Origin of the sequence: Dechloromonas sp. ZS-1 (assembly GCF_039649255.1) — a bacterium.
Lineage (GTDB): Bacteria > Pseudomonadota > Gammaproteobacteria > Burkholderiales > Rhodocyclaceae > Azonexus.
Window position 1 is genome coordinate 24,359 of sequence record NZ_JBDIYD010000014.1, and the last position, 16,945, is coordinate 41,303.

The window sequence follows — 16,945 nt, forward strand, 5'->3', positions numbered from 1 at the left end:
GGTGAGCCGGGGCCGGGTTCAGGCCATCTTGTTGCCGAGCATGGCAGGCAGCCAGGCGGTGTTGCCGAGGTCGCCGTGCGGACTCAGGCGCTCGATGATGCGATCGACCGACAGCACGATCAGGATGCGCCGTTCGCCACTGTCGGGTTGCGGACGGACCAGGCTTTCAATGACCGACTTGCCGTCATTCATCATGTCCGGCAATGGCTCGATATCGGCGACCGGCACTTCGCAGACGGCATCGACCTGATCGACCCGGATACCGAAACGGAGCTGATGCTGGGGCGAGTGCAGGACGATGATCTGCGGGCGGGCCGTGCCGGGGCGATGCTGGCGGCGCTCCTGTCCGGCGCGCTGTGGCGTGAGCTTGTGGGCCAGGTCGAGGACGGTGATGGCCTGGCCTTCGTGCATGACGCAGCCAGCAAAGTGTTCGGGCAGGCCGGGCATGGGCGTCAGCCGCTCGGCATCGATGGCTTCGACCACTTGCGCCGAGCGGATGCCGTACCAGTTGCGCCCGATATGGAAACAGGCAATGTCCAGACGTTCACCGCTGCCGCCCAGTCGACTCGTGTAGGTGTTGCTCAGGCGCTCGCTGCGATGCGCCAGTTCGCTGGCGTCGATGACGTGTTCGGAGAGCGGCGAGAAGACCAGCGCGACGATATCGTTGCGGTAGCGGTCTTCTTCTCCCTTGTACTCGCGGTAGCCGGCGCTCATCGAGGAGCCGACGGCGTAGTAGCGGCCATCGAAAATCACGATGTTGGTGCAGTTGTCGCCGTGGGCCAGGTTGAAAAATTCGTAACCGATCATCAGCGGCGTGCCGGCGGGCAGGTCCGTCCGCGTACTGGCGATGACCCGGCCATCTCGTTCGGCGAAGACGGCGAAGGCGCCCGGCACGGCGCTGCCGTCACTCTGGCGGGGCAGCACGTCATCGAGCATGGCGCGGAACTGCGGTGCCGCATCGAAAACGATGGCGATGCCGCCGACCGGTTCGTTGCCCTCGGGTTCGCGTACGGTGGCCGCATAGATGTAGGTGGGCTGGCCCGCATAAAGGCCGCTGGGGGCGAAATCGGAGACGCAATAGCTGCCGGTGTCCGCCAGCCCCAGCGCGGAGCGCACCCAGCCTTCGCCCAGCGTCTGGCCGACCCAGTCGCCGTAGCCGGGGTTGGAAACTGCCACCACCTTGCCGTGACGGTCGAAGAGGATCAGATTGCTGTAGACGGTGTACAAGCCGTTGATCCGGCGCAGGATGTCGGTCAAGCGGGCGCGCTGGCTGCTGTCCGGCGCGCCGGGTGCGGACAGGGCGGTGCGGAAGCTGCGCGTCAGGGCCCACCAGCGGCAGTCGTTGGCGCGCTCGTAGAGGTTGCGGTCCATGATGTCGATGGCTTGGGCCGCTTGCGTGGCGCAGTCGAACAGGACTGAAGAGACCACCGTCTTGTAGAGATTGGTGATCGATTCACTGAAGACATTGCGGGTACGCACCCCGGTGCTGCCGATCTCGCGCAGCAGCACCTTGGCAAAGGCCGCATTTTGCGCCGCGGCCGGGTCCCGGACCAGCCAGACGTAGCCGTTCCAGACGGCCCGGTTGAGTTCGCTCTGGATGGTCGCGGCATTCTGCGGGATGGCTTTGAGTTCCGGGCTGAACAGGCTCGCTGTTTCCAGCACGCCGGCCAGGACATCGTCCGCCACGGCTTCCAGTTCGCGGGCTTCCGACATTTCGAAGGCATGATTGAGCGGGGCGAGGGCATGGCCGACCCAGCCCGGTCCGGCATAGCCCTGGTAACCCTGGGCGGCGCGGGTGGTGGCGAGATATTCGCGTCCGGCAAAGCGCACGACGCGGCAGCTCTCGTCATGCACGGCCTCCAGGCGGACGCCGAGCGGGAACTGGTTGGGGTCGCTGCTGGCAATCACGCGCTGGTCGGCATCGAGCAGGGTGAGGACGGACCAGTCATCCTCGGCGACCAGACTGTCAAAGATGCGCCGGCATTCGTCCTGAAAGCGGAAGCACAGGCAGAGCACGCCGACCGGCTGGGTACCGTCGGCCGACATGACGCGGTAGGCATACACCAGCGGGCTGGCCTCGCCGGGAATCAGGTCGGTCGGGCGGAAGACCTCGACATAGGGGGCGCTGGTGGTCAGCGCCTCGCCGAGCAGGCGGTCCTGGGTGTGGGTTACCGGATTGTTCCCGTCGAGCTGAATCAGCACCTCGCCGCTGGGCGAGAGCAGGATGATGTTGTGATAGACAGAATACTTGGCGACATATTCGTTGAAGCGGGCGTGCAGACGGTATTGCCAGCTCGGGTCGTCACGGACGGCGGGCTCGTGGGCGACCGCTTCGGCAAAGGCCTGGATGTCGTCATCGGTGGCGAGAAAGCCGATGTCGGCGGTGCGTTCGAACAGGTTGCGGGTCAGGATGTCGATCGAGACGCGGGCGGCCGAACCCAGGTTGAGCACGGCTTTCTTGTGGTGCTCGCGGGCCAGTTGCTCGAGCAGGGTACTGGCCAGCCGGTTGAAATCCTCCCGCATGCGGGTGATGTCAGTGCCTGAGCAGAGCAGTTGGCCGAGCAGGCTGAGATTGTCGTAAGCGGCCTGAATTTCGTTCAGACGGCGGCGATCGTTGGCCAGGCCGCCCATGTGGGCGGACAGGTAATCCAGGCTGAGGGCCGGACGGTGGCTTTTGCGCTTACGCATGATCCTTCTCCTGCTGCATGTCGGTATTGCAGTGCAGCAAAAAGGATGCCCGACGGTCGACCGTCGGAAATCCGCGAAAATGCGCGGAGGGGGCCCGATTAGGTAAGTGCGCGAGGAAGGACGTGGTGCGTCGTGGTGCCGGGTTGCACCGTGGCGGTGCAACCCGATTCAGGCATCTCGGGCCGGGCGGGCCCGAGTCTGGGCGGCTCAGCGGCTGAAGTAGGCGTCCGCGGCGGCGATGGTGGCGGCGATATCGGCATCCGTGTGGGCCGCCGAGACAAAGCCGGCTTCAAAGGCCGACGGGGCGAAGTAGTGACCGGCGTCGATCATGGCGTGGAAGAAGCGGTTGAAGGCCTCCTTGTCGCAGGCCAGCACAGCATCGTAGGTGCCCGGGCAGGCATCGGCGAAGTAGAGACCGAACATGCCACCGATGTGCTGGGCGCTGAAGGAAACGCCGTGCTTCTTTGCAGCCGAGACCAGACCATCGCACAGCGCCTGGGTCTTGGCGGTCAGGGACTCGTAGAAACCCGGTGCCTGGATCAGCTTCAGCGTGGCCAGACCGGCGGCGGTGGCGATCGGGTTACCGGAGAGCGTGCCGGCCTGATAGACGGGGCCGAGCGGGGCGATCTTTTCCATGATCTCGCGCTTGCCACCGAAGGCGCCCATCGGCATGCCGCCGCCGACTACCTTGCCGAAGGTGGACAGGTCCGGCGTGATGCCGAACAGGCCCTGGGCGCTCTTCAGGCCGACGCGGAAGCCGGTCATCACTTCGTCGAAAATCAGCACGGCGCCGTATTGTGCGGTCAGGTCGCGCATGGCCTTCAGGAACTCGGCAGTCGGGGCGATCAGGTTCATGTTGCCGACGACCGGCTCGACGATCACGGCGGCGATCTTGTCGCCATGGGCCTTGAAGGCCTCGGCCAGCCCTTGCGGATCGTTGTAGGTGAGGACCATGGTCGATTCGGCGGTGCCGGCCGGCACGCCGCCGGACGACGGGTTGCCGAAGGTGAGCAGGCCGGAACCGGCCTTGACCAGCAGGCTGTCGGCATGGCCGTGGTAGCAGCCCTCGAATTTCACCAGAATGTCGCGGCCGGTATAGCCGCGGGCCAGACGGATGGCGCTCATGGTCGCTTCGGTGCCGGAAGAGACCAGACGCACCATGTCCATCGACGGCACCATCTCGCAGAGCAGGTCGGCAATTTCGACTTCCTTCTCGGTCGGCGCGCCGAAGGAGAGGCCGTCAACGACGGCGGCCTGTACGGCAGCGATGACTTCCGGATGCGCGTGGCCGAGGATCATCGGGCCCCAGGAGCCGACGTAGTCGGTGTACCAGGTGCCATCGGCGTCCTGCACCTTGGCACCGGCGCCTTTCTGGAAGAAGAGCGGCGTGCCGCCGACCGAGCGGAAGGCGCGCACCGGCGAATTGACGCCGCCGGGAATGTGCTTCTGGGCGCGGGCAAACAGGGCTTCGTTGCGTGAGCTGGATTGGGAAGTCATGGGTCAGGCTCTCTCGAATAAGTGTTGATACTGGGCGGCGCGGGCGGCGATGTCCGGCGCCGAAAAAAGGTCGGTGATGACGGCGAGCAGGTCAACGCCGGCAGCCATCAAAGGCGGCGCGTTGTCGAGCGTGATGCCGCCGATGGCGCAGAGGGGGGCAGCAAAGCCGGATTTGGCCTCGCGCAGGAGGTCGACCGTCGCCCGTGGTGCTTGCGGCTTGGTGGGCGAGGGATAGACGGCGCCAAAGGCAATGTAGTCTGCACCGCCCGCCAGCGCCGGGCCGGCATTCGCCAGATCGGCATAGCAGGAGGCGCCGAGGATGCGTTCCGGACCGAGAATGGCGCGGGCCGCGGCCAGGCAGCCATCTTCGCCACCCAGATGGACGCCGTCGGCGCCGATCAGGCAGGCCAGGGCCAGGTCGTCGTTGATCAGCAGGGTGGCGTCAAAGGCCGCGGTCAGGCGGCGCAGGGCGCGGGCGCGGGCGACCTGTTCCGCCTTGTCGCTCAGCTTGTCGCGGTATTGCAGGATGCGACAACCGCCGCGCAGGGCTGCCTCGACATCGGCCAGCAGACGCGTACCGTCCGGGGTGTCCGGCGTGATGGCATAGAGGCCGCGCAGGGGCATCTCAGGACGTGCCATCAGGGGTGTCCTCCGGCGCGCTGGCGGGATCGTCGTTATCGCCCCGTGCCCAGAACAGGCGATCCGGGATGAACTGCCCCATGCCGCCACGAAAGCCGTTTTTCAGGGTTTGCCAGGTGTAGTCCTGGCCGTCGCGTACCGCTTCTTCCATCGAGGCACCGTTGGCAATGCAGCCCGTGATGGCCGAGGCCAGCGTGCAGCCGGAACCGTGGTAGCTGCCCGGCAGGCGGGGCCAGCGATCTTCGCGCAGTTTGCCTTCCTGGCTGTACAAGGTGTTTACGACATCGGGCGTGCTTTCGTGCGTGCCGGTGATCAGCACATATTGCACCCCCAGTGCGATCAGGCGTTCAGCGCAGGTGGCGATGTCCGGCTCGCTTTCATCCTCGTCGTTCTCGGCCAGGCGTCGCGCTTCCGGGGCGTTGGGCGTGACCAGCGTGGTTTGCGGCAGGAGCATTTCGCGGATGGCCTGGATGATGTCTTCGCCGGAAAGATCGTCACCGCGCCCGGAGGCCAGCACCGGGTCGAGGATGAGCGGGATTTCCGGGTAGTCCCCGACGATTTCGGCCACGGCGAGCACGTTCTCGACGCTGCCCAGCACGCCGACCTTGAAGGCGACCACCGGCATGTCTTCCAGAATGGTGCGTGCCTGCTGCTCCAGCAGTTCAGGATTAACCGGGTGGATGCTCTGGACGCCGACCGTGTCCTGAACAGTCAGCGCCGTCAGGGCGGTCAACGGGTGGCAGCCCAGGCTGGCCAGGGTCAGCAGGTCGGCCTGGATGCCGGCGCCGGAGGACGGGTCGCTGGCGGCAAAGACAAGCACTTGCGGCGGTGTTGCTGCGGGTTGGGGTGAATTCATGCGGGCGGAATCAGCGTGCTGAAGCTTGGGGTAAATCTGGAGACCGGATTCTAGCCGAAAGGCGCGGCTGCCCGCCTGCGCCCAGATCAAGTTCATGCCGCTGGCAGGGATGTTCGCACCGGACTTTCGATGTATGATGAACAGGATAGAAGCGCCCCGTCAGGGGCCGGGAGTGAGGGGCTGGGGAAAAGGCGTGGCTGATTTATCCAGGTTGCATGGCATCAAGGTCATGGTCATCGACGATAGCAACACGATTCGCCGGAGTGCCGAGATTTTTCTCGTGCAGGCCGGGTGTCAGGTCGTGCTCGCCGAGGACGGCTTCGATGCGCTTGCCAAAATCAACGATCACCAGCCGCAGATCATTTTCTGCGACATCATGATGCCGCGCCTCGACGGGTATCAGACCTGTTCCCTGATCAAGAAACACCCCCGTTTCAAGGCGACCCCCGTGATCATGCTGTCCTCGAAGGATGGCCTGTTCGACCGGGCGCGTGGCCGCATGGTCGGCTCCGACCAATACCTGACCAAACCCTTTACCAAAGACAGCCTGCTGCAGACTGTGGCCGAGTTCGCCCTGCCGCCGGCTGCCGCATCGTGTGTGGAGTAATGCATGCCCGTCAAACATATTCTTGTCGTTGACGATTCGCCGACCGAGCGTTTCTTTACTGTGGACGTGCTGACGCGTGCTGGCTATCAGGTCAGTACGGCAGAAAACGGCGAGGAAGGCATCGCCAAGGCCAAGACCCTGAAGCCGGACCTGATCCTGATGGATGTGGTGATGCCCGGCCTGAACGGTTATCAGGCCACGCGTACCCTGACCCGCGATGATGACACCAAGGAAATCCCGGTCATCGTCTGCACCAGCAAGGGTCAGGAAACCGACAAAATCTGGGGGATGCGTCAGGGGGCGGTCGACTATCTCGTCAAGCCGCTGAATCCCGAGGAACTGTTGCAGCGCATTGCCGCCATGCCCTGAGCGCCATGGCATCCAAGACCCGTCTCCGTGATTTTCAGGCCTATCTGGCCGAACGCCTGACCTCGGCCGCCCAAGGCGCCCGTGCTGCCTCCTGGCTCGGTCTGGAGGTGGGCGAGTCGCGCTGGCTGGTCGATCTGTCCGACAGCGGCGAGATCATTCAGGCCCCGGAGGTGACGTCGGTACCGCTGACGCGGCCCTGGTTTGCCGGCGTCGCGAACATTCGCGGCAATCTCTATGCCGTGACGGATTTTTCCCGCTTTTGCGGGGGCGTGCCGACGCCTGTTTCTCCGCAGACCCGGCTCCTGCTGATTGGTGTCCGGCATGGCTCGAACGCCGCCCTGCTCGTGTCGCGCATGCTGGGTCTGAAAAACCCGGCGGAGTTCGAGGTGCTGCCCCAGGAGGCCGATGCGCCCGCCTGGCAGGCTGCGGTGCTGCAGGATGGACAAGGCACGCGCTGGAAAAAACTGGCTGTCCGCGAATTGCTGGCGGACCCGGAATTCATGAATATCGAAGGATGACCGGCGACATCCGGCATTCAGGGAGGAAATTAAATGGCTTTCAGCTTCAAGCTGCCGAAACGCACTGAACAGGGAGAGGCGCCGTCTGCTGGCGGCGGGATCGCTTTGCCGGCTTTCCTGAGCGGCCAGTCGGTGCTGCAGCAGATGAAAACCCTGGGCGGGATCTTCGTGGTCCTGCTGCTGCTCATCGCCTCGCTGGTGTTCTACGATAACCGCGAGTCGGCCTATGGCACGGCGTATATTTCCGCCGCCGGTGAAATGCGCATGTTGTCGCAGCGGCTGGCCAAGGCGTCGACCCTCGCCATTCAGGGCAACCCGTCGGCTTTCGCCCAGTTGCGTGAATCCCGCGAAACCTTTGGCAGCCTGCTGACCCGCTTGTCGGAGGGGGGCGACATCACCGGCGTGTCGGTGCCGGCCTCCTCCGGCGATGCCCGCGCGCTGGTCGATGGCTTGATGGAACGCTGGAAAACGACGGATAAAGAAGCGTTGACCGTGATCGAACAGGAAAAAACCCTGATCGAACTGGGTCGCAACGTGGCCACCATCGATAACAAGAACGCGATCATGCTCGAGCTGACCGAGCAGGTGGCCGCGCTCAAGCTCCAGTCCGGCGGCAATGCACGGGAAATCGCGGCAGCCAACCAGCTGGTGATGTTGACGCAGCGCATTGCCAAGAACGCGGCTGCCCTGCTCGTCGGTGACGAAATCAACCCGGAAGTGGCCTTCCTGCTGGGCAAGGACACCAACTCCTTCCGCGACATCCTGACCGGCCTGGCCAAGGGGAGCGAGGTGCTCCGCCTGTCCGGCCACAACGATGCGGAAACGCGCGAAAAGCTGGGCGATCTGGACGGTGCTTTCAAGGAATATCAGGGCGCCATCTCGGGCATTCTCGGCAACATGCAGCCGCTGGTGCTGGCCAAGCAATCCGGTTCCCGCATCTTCCGCGACAGCGATGACCTGCTCAAAGCCACCGACGATCTGGCCGCAGCCTATCAGGACGCGCTGGGTAGCCGTACCCTGCTCAACCTGACCCTGCTGGTGCTGGTGGTCATCGCCATTGCCACGCTGGCCCTGCTTGCCAAGGTCTATCTCGACGATACCACCCGCCGTGCGCGTGAAGCCGAAGCGCAGCGCTTGGCCTCGGAACAGACCAACCGCGCCAACCAGGACGCCATTCTGCGTCTGATGAACGAACTCGGCGACCTTGCGGACGGCGACCTGACCGTCACTGCGACCGTGAGTGAGGACATCACGGGCGCCATCGCAGACTCGATCAACTACACCATTGAAGAACTGCGCATCCTGGTCGGTCGTATCAATGATGCGGCAACCCGGGTGACGCACGCGACCGAGATCGCCCGCCAGACTTCCGGCGAGTTGCTCTCCGCTGCCGAACGTCAGTCCGAGGAAATTCAGGAAGCCGGTACCTCGGCCTTGACCATGGCGCAGTCCATGAACGAGGTTTCGACCAACGCGACCCAGTCCGTGCAGGTGGCGCGCCAGTCGCTGCAGGCCGCTGAAAAAGGGACGCAGGCCGTGCATGACTCGATCAAGGGCATGAACGAAATCCGCAACCAGATTCAGGAAACCTCGAAGCGGATCAAGCGCCTCGGCGAAAGCTCGCAGGAGATCGGTGAAATCGTGGAACTGATTTCGGACATTACCGAACAGACCAACGTGCTCGCTCTGAACGCCGCCATTCAGGCCGCCTCTGCCGGTGAAGCCGGGCGCGGCTTCACGGTGGTGGCGGAAGAAGTGCAGCGACTGGCTGAACGTTCCGCCGAAGCAACCAAGCAGATTGCGGCGATTGTGAAGACCATTCAGACCGATACCCAGGGTGCCGTCTCCGCGATGGAGCAATCGACCCAGGGTGTGGTCGAAGGGGCCAAGCTGTCCGATGCGGCCGGTCAGGCGCTGTCCGAGATCGGACAGGTGTCACGCAGTCTGGCCGAGCTGATCCAGAGCATTTCCCGCGCAACGCAGACCCAGGCCAATTCCGCGACCAACGTGGCCACGCTGATGCAGGACATCCTGCGCGTTACCGAGCAGACGACGGCCGGTACGCAGCGAACGGCAGAAGCGGTCGACGAACTGACGGCACTGGCTTCCGAACTCAAGGGCTCGGTGGCCGGCTTCAAGGTGGATTGATTTCCTGACGGCGAACGATGATGGATGTGAGCAGCGAATTCGACCTCGGGCCGCTGACCTGGGTCAAACCGGAAATCGACCAGGCGCTCGACAAGGCCAGTCAGGCCCTCGGTGTCTATGGCGATGCCGGCGATGCGACCCAACTGCGCTTTTGTCGCAGCCACATCCATCAGGTGAATGGCGCCCTTGCCATCGTCGGGCTCGATGGTGTCAGTGAACTGACGGGCGTTCTCGAGGCAGCCCTGCTGGCCCTCGAGGAAGGCCGGGCCGAGCCGGCCTCACTGGGCGTCATCGCGGCCGGTGTTCAGGCCTTGCGCGCCTATCTCGATGAACTCATGGCGGGCGAGCCGAATCAGCCGCTACGTCTGGCCGATGCCTATCTCGCCTTGGCCGGTGTGAGCGGCCGGACCGATGCCCAGCCCGGCGATCTGTTTTACCCCGATCTCAGCCTGCGGCCGGCACGCCGCGAGGTGGCCGCCATTGCCGATCCGGCGCAGCTGGCGCAACGCCTCAAGCAGGCCCGCATGCGTTTTCAGAAAGGCCTGCTTGGCTGGCTGAAGCAGCCGGAGGCAGCGGATAGCGCCCGGCAGACCATGCAGGATGCCCTGGTCGAGATCGAGCAGACCCAGACCTTGCCCGCCGCCCAGGCTTTCTGGCGGGCTGCCGCCGCATTCCTGGAAGCGATGGGCGATCCGGCGCTGCGCGCCGATGCGCATGTGCGTCCGCTGGTCTCCCGGATTGATGCCCAGATCCGGCGCCTGCTCGAAGGCAGTGGCGGTTTTGCCGAGCGCCTGATGCGCGAAGTGCTTTATCACGTGGCCCGCGCGACCGCAGAGAATCGCCCGCTGGTGGCCGAAATGCAGGCGGCGTACCGCTTGGATACCCTGTTGCCGGCCAGCGCCGGCGAAGGGCGTCCGCCAGAAAGTGCGGCCTTGCATCGTCTGCGCGAAGTCCTGATGCAGACCGAGGAGCTCTGGGCCAAAGTCTGTGCCGGGAGTGCCGGCAGCATGCCGGCCTTTGCCGAACTGGCGCGCACGGTCTCGAGCCTGACCGAGCAGGTCGGCCTGACCGACCTCAAGCGCCTGGGCCAGGGCCTGGCTGCGATGGGCGGCTGGTTGGCTGAAGAACCGCGCCGGCTGAGCGAGGGCATCGGCATGGAAGTGGCGACGGCCATTTTGCTGCTGCAGGATGCCCAGGCGCATTTCCGCCAGCTCGGTACCGATTTCGCCCGCCAGGTCGACGTCATGGTCGCCCGTCTGTATGCCTGCATTGCCGGCCGTCTGCCGGAAGAAGAGAGCGTGCCGGGGCTGGACGAGATGATGCGCCGGGCCCAGGAAAAGTTGCTCATTGGTCAGGTGGCGCGGGAAATCCAGAACAATCTGGCCCAGATCGAACAGTCGCTCGATGCCTTTTTCCGCGACCCGGCTCGTCGGGCCGACCTACCAGCACTGGATGCACCCTTGCGCCAGGTGGCGGGCGCACTCGCCATGCTGGGACACTTCCCGGCGGTGCAGCGCCTCAAGGCCTGCGGTGAGCAGATCCAGCATTTTGCTGCGGCGGACTATGTGCCGGATGCCGCCGATTTCGAGCAACTGGCGCGCGAACTCTCCCTGATCGGCTTCTTCGTGGAGGCCTTGCCGGGCGGCGAGCGCGATTTCGAGGCCTTTGCTCGCCGGATCGCCGGCACGCCGACGGTCGACCCCGCTGACGTGCCGGAAACCGAGGTGCCCGCCGAGCGCGTCGAGGACCAGCTGGCCCGTCAGGCGCGGGATGCTCAGGCCATGGCGCAAGCCCTGGCAGCGACGCCGGACGATGCCGACCTGCAGGCCGCGCTGCGCGACAATCTGCAATCCATCCAGAAAGACGCCGATCTGGTGGCCGACCGCACCTTGGGCGATTCGGCCAAGGCGGCGCTGGCGGCCCTGCAGGCCGGTGAAGTCGATGCCGCGGTGAGCGGTCTGGCCCCGGTGACGGCCGAGGCGCCGGCACCCTCGCCGGAAGTGCTGCAGCTGGCCCAGGCCAGCCATGCCGAAATCGATGCCGAGCTGCTCGACATCTTCCTCACCGAAGCCCGTGAAGTTCTCGATACCCTCGCGGCGGCGCGCGATGCGTTGAACGAAGCAGCCGGCGCTCAGGATGCCCTGACCGTCATCCGGCGTGCCACCCATACCCTCAAGGGCTCGGGCCGCATGGTCGGCCTGAAAGACCTGGGTGAGACGGCCTGGGAGCTTGAGCAGACTTACAACCTCTGGTTGCGCCAGGAACACGCCATCACGCCCGATCTGGTCGGGCTGGTGGATGCCGAGCACGGTTTGTTCTCGGCATGGGTGGCCCATCTGGCCGACCACGCCGGTGCCGTGCCCGACCCGCGTCCCCTGATTGACCGGGCCCGTGCCTTGCGCGGTGAGGATACGCTGGCTGCCGTACTGCCCGGCGAAGCGGCCGCGCCTGCCGTGCAGACAGTGGCGCTGCCCGCGCCGGAAATGCCGCTTGAGGCACCGTCGACCGTCGTCGAACTCGATATGCCGGTGGTGCCCGAGACTGCGGTGACCACCGACGACGACCTGCAACTCTCGGCTGCCGCCGAGGCGCTCTCCGACCTGCTGGCGGATGAACCAGCGCCGGTTGTCGAAGCGGACCTGGCGGCAAATGCGGATGCAGACGCGGACGCAGATGCCCTCCCGGCCCTCGCCGAGCGTGCGCCCCCGGCGCCGGACGCCGAGCCGCCCGCTGAACCGCTCGTCCAACCTGCTGCGCCGGCGCTCACGCTGATCGATATTTTCAAGGCCGAAGCACAGGGCCACCTGCAGACCCTGCAGCACGAAATCGATGCCCTGCTCGCCACGCCGACGGCCCCGACCAAGTTCGAGATGACCCGCGCCGCCCACACCCTGGGCGGGATCGCAGGAACGGTCGGCCTGCTGCCGATCCATCATCTGGGCATTGCCCTCGAACACGCCCTCTTGCGGCGCGATGGGTCGGCCCACCCCGAGCAGCCGGACGATCTGGAAACCGTGCATCAGGCGGTACTGACCCTGGAAGCCATGTTGCTTGCCGTGAGCAGCGGCCAGACGCTGGTCGCGCAAGGTGACCTGCTGGCAACGCTGGAAGGCCTCTATCCGCCAGCGCCGGAGGCAGCAGCGGAAGCGGCCCCGCATGAGGCGGAAATCATCCCGCTGCCGCGCCGCGCCAGCCTCTCCGTGGTGCCGGACGCGCCGCCACCGGCCGTGGACGACGACATCACCGAGACGGCAGCCGAACCCGAACCCGAACCGTCAGCCCTGCCTGCCGATCACGCTGCTTCGGCATCGTCGTCGGCGGCTTCGCCCTTGCTCGATGCCCTGCTGGACGATGTGCCCGACCCGCAGCTGCTGCCCATCTTCCTGGAAGAAGCGGCCGATCAGCTGGGTGAATTGGTGGCCGGCCTGCGTGCCTGGCGCGCCCATCCTGAGGATAACCAGCCGCCGAAGGCCCTGGCCCGCATGCTCCATACCTTCAAGGGCAATGCCCGCATGGCCGGCGTGATGGCGCTGGGCGAGTTCACCCACCTGCTGGAAACCCAGATCGAGGAAACGCAGGCGGCCGGTGCCGTCGGCGACGACCTGCTCAACGAACTGGAAACGGCCTTCGATACCCTGGCCCAGGCCGTGGAACGTCTGCGCAACGGCCCACCGCCTTCCGAAGCAGCGCTCACTGAAACCGTTGCGGCAGCGGCAGCTGCGGCGACGACAGCCGAGCCGGAAGCGGATACGGCTGCGCAAAAAGCCGTTCTGCGGGTGCGCGCCGATCTGGTTGACCGGCTGGTAAACGAGGCGGGCGAACTCTCCATTGCCCGAACCCGGATCGAGGGCGAAATGCGCAGCCTGAAGGGCTCGCTGCTCGACCTGACGGAAAACGTGATCCGCCTGCGCCGCCAGTTGCGCGAAATTGAAATTCAGGCCGAAACCCAGATGCAGGCGCGTGTGGCGCAGGCACCGGGCGGCGATGCCGAGTTCGACCCGCTGGAGCTGGACCGCTTCACGCGCTTCCAGGAACTCACGCGCTTCATGGCCGAGTCGGTCAATGACGTGGCGACCGTCCAGCAAAACCTGCTCAAGAATCTCGATGATGCGAACGCCGCCATCCTCGCCCAAGCGCGCTTGAACCGCAGCCTCCAGCAGGAGCTGATGAACGTCCGCATGCTGCCTTTCGACAGTCAGGCGGAGCGTCTCTACCGCGTTGTGCGTCAGACCGCCAAGGAGCTCGGCAAGCGCGCCCACCTCGACATCACCGGCGGCAAGGTCGATATCGATCGCACCGTGCTCGACAAGATGGTGGCGCCGCTCGAGCACATGCTGCGCAATGCCGTGACCCACGGCATCGAAAGCGTGGCCGAACGCCAGGCAGCCGGCAAGGCGGACAACGGCGAAATCACCTTGGGCGTGGCGCAGGAAGGCAGTGAAATCATCATCACCCTGCGCGACGACGGGCGCGGCCTTGATCCGGCCCGCCTGCGCGCCCGGGCCGAGGCCATGGGGCTGCTGGCGCCGGGCCAGACGGTCGACGCCCAGACGCTGAACGAATTCATTTTCCATCCGGGCTTCACTACGGCCGATGCCCTCTCTGCCGTGGCCGGCCGAGGCGTCGGCATGGATGTCGTGAAGACCGAAGTCGCCGCGCTCGGCGGGCGCATCGAAACCAGCTCGGAAGCCGGGCAGGGCGTGACCTTCCGTCTGTACCTGCCGCTTTCGCTGGCGGTGACGCAAACCTTGCTGGTTCGGGTCGGCAGCCGCATTCACGCCATTCCCTCGACCATGATCGAGCAGGTGCTGGAACTCAAGGAAGGGCCGCTGGCTGAACTGCGCGCCCAGGGCGAGGCGCAATGGCAGGGCAATCGCTACCCCTTCCATTTCCTGCCGCACCTGCTGGGGGATCTGGCCGCCATGCCGGAAATGCACCGCCAGTACTGGGTGCTGCTGTTGCGTTCCGGGACGCAGCGCGTGGCCGTGCAGGTCGATGCCCTGCAAGGCAACCAGGAAGTGGTGGTCAAGAACCTCGGTCCCCAGCTCGCCCGTGTGGTCGGTATGGCCGGGGCAACGGTGCTGGGTGACGGGCAGGTGGTGCTTATCCTGAACCCGGTGGCGCTGGCCAGCCGTCTGACCCAGGCCCATGCCGTACCGGCGCCGGTCGATACGCAGGCTGCGGCCGACGCACCGAGCACCTTGCCGACCGTGCTGGTGGTCGACGATTCGCTGACCGTCCGCAAGATCACGAGCCGCCTGCTGGCCCGCGAAGGGTATCAGGTGGTGCTGGCCAAGGACGGGGTCGAGGCGCTGGAGCATCTGGTCGATCTGCAGCCGCACGTCATCCTCTCCGACATCGAAATGCCGCGCATGGATGGCTTTGACCTTGTCCGCAACGTGCGTGCCGATGCCCGCCTGAAGAACATCCCGATCATCATGATTACCTCGCGCACGGCGGACAAGCACCGTCAGTACGCGATCGAGATCGGCGCCGACCATTACCTCGGCAAGCCGTATGACGAAGAGGTGCTGCTGCGACTGGTCGGCGGCTACTGCCGGAAATCGGCGCCGGTTGTAGGTTGACCGTCGGCCGACGGTCAACCGTTTTTCATCCCCCTTTTTTGACGACGCTGTAGCGTGCCAGCGTTTTTTCGCGCGCGGCCGCATGGTTGACGATGGGGGCCGGGTAATCCCGGCCGATGATCACGCCGAGGGCTTCCTGCTCGCGGCGGGGCAGGGTCCAGGGGGCGTGCAGGTATTTGTCCGGCACGCGGGCCAGTTCCGGGACATAGCGGCGGATGAAGCGGCCTTCCGGGTCGAACTTTTCGGACTGGGTGACCGGATTGAAAATCCGGAAATAGGGTTGGGCATCGCAGCCGCTGGAGGCCGCCCACTGCCAGCCGCCGTTATTCGCCGAAAGATCGAAGTCGTTCAGCCAGTCGGCGAAGTAGCGTTCGCCCTGGCGCCAGTCGATGCCCAGATCCTTGGTCAGGAACGAGGCCACGACCATGCGCAGGCGGTTGTGCATCCAGCCGCTGTGATTGAGTTGGCGCATCGCCGCGTCGACCAGCGGGTAGCCGGTGCGCCCCTGTTGCCAGGCGGCCAGGCCTTCCGGCCAGTCGTCCCACTGGATGGCATCGTATTCCGGCTTGAAAGCCCGTACGGCGGCATGCGGAAAACGGTCCATGATCATGAAATAAAAATCGCGCCAAATCAGCTCGTTGAGCCAGCTGTCGGCCTGCTCGGCCAGCGCGGTGCGGGCCAGTTCGCGAATCGAGAGGGTGCCGAAGCGCAGATGCACCGAGAGATAGCTGACGCCCTTGATGGCGGGAAAATCGCGCAGGCTGGCGTAGCGCTGCAGGCGCCCGGCGCAAAAATCCGCCCAAAGGCGCGCTGCCCCGGCCATGCCGGGTTCGATGCCGAGCGCGGCCAGATTGGTCGGGGCAAAGCCGATTTCCGCCAGGCTGGGGATGCTGCCTTCGGGGGCGGGGGCCAGCGCGCCCCGGCTGTCGATGGGCGCGATGTCGGCCGCGGTCAGGCGCTTCAGCCAGGCATTCTTGTAGGGGGTGAACACCGTGAAGGGCTTGCCGGCCTGGGTCAGCACGCTGTCGCCATCGAAAACAGCCTGATCCTTGACGAGATGCAGGCGGATGCCCCGGGCGGCAAGGCGTTCGCCGACCTCGGCGTCACGCGTTTTGGCGGCCGGCTCGTAGTCCCGGCCGGCAAAAACGTGGTCGACGCCGAGGTGCTGGGCGAGTGCGGGAATCTCGTCCTGGGTGTGTCCATGCCGGACGATCAGGCCGCCGCCGCGGGCGCGCAAGGCAGCATCGAGTGCGACCAGGCTGCCGTGGATGAAGTCCACGCGCCGGTCCGCGCGGCTGGGCAAGGCATCGAGAATGCTGCGGTCAAAAACGAAGACGCAATAGACCTGCCCGGCCTGGCTGAGGGCGGCGGCGAGCGGGGCGTGGTCGGTGTCGCGCAGGTCGCGACGGAACCAGACGAGGGCTTTTTCGGTGTTCATGGTTGGTTTGTCCTCCGGCGGCGATTAAAATTCCACCAATGGATAGCGTCAACCTCACCGATCACTTCCTGATCGCCATGCCGACCCTGGAAGACCCGTATTTCGCCAACTCGCTGGTCTATGTGTGCGAGCACAACGAAAACGGGGCTTTGGGCATCATCGTCAATCGCCCCCTCGATCTCGATCTGGCCGGTCTGTTCGAAAAAATCGACATCAAGCTCGAGAACACCGGCTTGGCCAAATTGCCGGTTTATTTCGGCGGTCCGGTGCAGCTGGATCGCGGCTTCGTGCTGCATCGCCCGATCGGCCTCTGGCAATCGACCCTCAAGGTCAATGCCGAGGTGGGCCTGACCAGCTCCCGCGATGTGCTGCTCGCCGTGGGCAGCGGCAGCCATGCTTCCGACCTGCTTGTCTCGCTCGGCTACGCCGGGTGGGAGGGTGGCCAGCTGGAGGACGAATTGGCCCAGAATTCCTGGTTGACCGTCCGTGCCCAGCCGACCATCCTGTTCGACCTGCCGCCTGAAGAACGTTTGCCGGCGGCCATGCAGCAACTCGGAATCAGCTTCTCGCAGCTCTCCGACGTGGCCGGGCACGCCTGAC

General features: G+C 65.3%; 11 protein-coding genes. 6 read left to right on the forward strand and 5 right to left on the reverse strand.

Annotation, left to right across the window (positions count from 1 at the left end; all coding sequences use genetic code 11):
- Positions 1 to 18 precede the first annotated feature (18 nt).
- From AACO21_RS14115 to AACO21_RS14130, 4 genes are all read right to left on the reverse strand, one after another.
- Positions 19 to 2,688 (reverse strand): chemotaxis protein CheW, encoded by a 2,670-nt coding sequence (locus tag AACO21_RS14115; RefSeq protein ID WP_346193167.1) that lies wholly within the window; start codon positions 2,686 to 2,688, stop codon positions 19 to 21.
- Between the two features lie 207 nt (positions 2,689 to 2,895).
- Positions 2,896 to 4,185, reverse strand: coding sequence for a glutamate-1-semialdehyde 2,1-aminomutase (gene hemL / locus AACO21_RS14120; RefSeq protein WP_346193168.1), 1,290 nt, complete (start codon positions 4,183 to 4,185; stop codon positions 2,896 to 2,898).
- A gap of 3 nt (positions 4,186 to 4,188) precedes the next feature.
- Positions 4,189 to 4,824 (reverse strand): thiamine phosphate synthase, encoded by a 636-nt coding sequence (gene thiE / locus AACO21_RS14125; RefSeq protein ID WP_346193169.1) that lies wholly within the window; start codon positions 4,822 to 4,824, stop codon positions 4,189 to 4,191.
- Positions 4,811 to 5,776, reverse strand: coding sequence for a hydroxymethylpyrimidine/phosphomethylpyrimidine kinase (locus AACO21_RS14130; protein ID WP_346193170.1), 966 nt, complete (start codon positions 5,774 to 5,776; stop codon positions 4,811 to 4,813). Before AACO21_RS14130 ends, thiE begins: the two co-directional genes overlap by 14 nt.
- A gap of 133 nt (positions 5,777 to 5,909) precedes the next feature.
- On the opposite strand from AACO21_RS14130, the gene AACO21_RS14135 reads away from it, so the two are divergent.
- Genes AACO21_RS14135 through AACO21_RS14155 form a run of 5 tightly spaced genes read left to right on the forward strand, consistent with a single transcriptional unit; the run spans position 5,910 to position 14,907 of the window.
- Positions 5,910 to 6,287 carry a response regulator gene (locus tag AACO21_RS14135; RefSeq protein WP_346193216.1) on the forward strand — a complete coding sequence of 126 codons (378 nt, stop codon included), beginning with the start codon at positions 5,910 to 5,912 and terminating at the stop codon, positions 6,285 to 6,287.
- Positions 6,288 to 6,290: 3 nt separating this feature from the next.
- Complete coding sequence (locus AACO21_RS14140) at positions 6,291 to 6,656, forward strand: response regulator (protein WP_346193171.1); 366 nt, start codon at positions 6,291 to 6,293, stop codon at positions 6,654 to 6,656.
- Between the two features lie 5 nt (positions 6,657 to 6,661).
- Positions 6,662 to 7,174 (forward strand): chemotaxis protein CheW, encoded by a 513-nt coding sequence (locus AACO21_RS14145; protein ID WP_346193172.1) that lies wholly within the window; start codon positions 6,662 to 6,664, stop codon positions 7,172 to 7,174.
- A 33-nt stretch (positions 7,175 to 7,207) separates the two neighbouring features.
- Complete coding sequence (locus AACO21_RS14150) at positions 7,208 to 9,322, forward strand: methyl-accepting chemotaxis protein (RefSeq protein ID WP_346193173.1); 2,115 nt, start codon at positions 7,208 to 7,210, stop codon at positions 9,320 to 9,322.
- A gap of 20 nt (positions 9,323 to 9,342) precedes the next feature.
- Entirely contained in the window at positions 9,343 to 14,907 is a 5,565-nt protein-coding gene (locus AACO21_RS14155) for an Hpt domain-containing protein (RefSeq protein WP_346193217.1), read from the forward strand.
- 25 nt (positions 14,908 to 14,932) lie between these two features.
- On the opposite strand, the gene AACO21_RS14160 is transcribed toward AACO21_RS14155, so the two are convergent.
- The gene (locus AACO21_RS14160; protein WP_346193174.1) at positions 14,933 to 16,345 is read right to left on the reverse strand and encodes a deoxyribodipyrimidine photo-lyase; all 1,413 of its coding nucleotides are present in this window, start codon (positions 16,343 to 16,345) and stop codon (positions 14,933 to 14,935) included.
- Between the two features lie 38 nt (positions 16,346 to 16,383).
- Here AACO21_RS14160 and AACO21_RS14165 point away from each other — a divergent pair, with 38 nt between their 5' ends.
- Positions 16,384 to 16,944 carry a YqgE/AlgH family protein gene (locus AACO21_RS14165; RefSeq protein WP_346193175.1) on the forward strand — a complete coding sequence of 187 codons (561 nt, stop codon included), beginning with the start codon at positions 16,384 to 16,386 and terminating at the stop codon, positions 16,942 to 16,944.
- Position 16,945: the final 1 nt, after the last annotated feature.